The 981-nt window shown below is 28.7% G+C and carries 1 protein-coding gene; it reads right to left on the bottom strand.

Translation table 11 applies throughout. From position 1 onward, the window contains the following. Positions 1 to 19: 19 nt before the first annotated feature. The gene (locus HGB55_RS15210) at positions 20 to 913 is read right to left on the bottom strand and encodes an IS982 family transposase (RefSeq protein ID WP_168817936.1); all 894 of its coding nucleotides are present in this window, start codon (positions 911 to 913) and stop codon (positions 20 to 22) included. Positions 914 to 981: the final 68 nt, after the last annotated feature.

Genomic DNA, 981 nt, shown 5'->3' on the forward strand with positions numbered 1-981 from the left:
TAACGTGAGTTCGATATAACTAAAAAGATAAATAAAGTTGCTTAGTATCCACAAAATTATTTTTAAGAGAAGGTTTTTTGTCTTTAAAATTATAAGCTATTAATGCAGTAAAGATGTTATTGAAATAGTTTGCTACACTTCTGTGTCTTGAGTGTTCTACTTGGCAAATATTTTTTAATTGGTCAAAAATAGTTTCAATAATAGCTCTTTTTCTTAAATGATAGGCATCCGCCATAGGTGTTAGAAGTTTGGTTTTCATATTTTTTCTAAGTTTTGTTACCAAGTGAACACCACTAGCAAATAGTTCTGTAAACAAGTCTTTAGAGATATAACCTTTATCTCCAAAGAGTTTGCCAAAAAGCTTCTTGATAAAAGCTTTAAAGCGTAAAGGATTTCTATCATCTACATTACCTTTGGTAATCATAAAATCTATGATACCACCTTGATCATTAGTTATAATATGAAGTTTAAATCCGTAAAACCATCCTAAAGAACATTGTCCTCTTTGAGCTAAACCTTTAAATACTTTGTGCTGATTAATACGTCGCCTATCACAAACTCTAAGTGGTGAAGAATCTATAAAAGAAATCCCAGTACAATTAGCCAGTCCGCAGACTTTTAAATAAATAGCCAAAGGCATAAAGCTTTGTCCTTTAAGTTCTACCATACGATTATAAGATACTAAGTTTGGAAAGTAGTTGTTTAGATGTTTTGAGACATATCCTATATAAAAATCCTTGAATGTTTTATAACCAGATAGATGAAACAATACTTGAATAGTCATTACCTCAGAAAGGCTCATTTTTGATGCTCTAATACGCTTTTTACCATTAGACAATAAGCTTTTTTGCCAAAAAGGAACAAATTCTAAACAAAAATCATCTATAGAACAAAAAATTTGAGTAATTTTAATAGCAGAAATCATAAGCGAAATATTTAGTTATAAAATTGAATTTCAATACTTTAATTTACTAATTATTT

Source organism: Lutibacter sp. B1, from assembly GCF_012524075.1.
Lineage (GTDB): Bacteria > Bacteroidota > Bacteroidia > Flavobacteriales > Flavobacteriaceae > Lutibacter.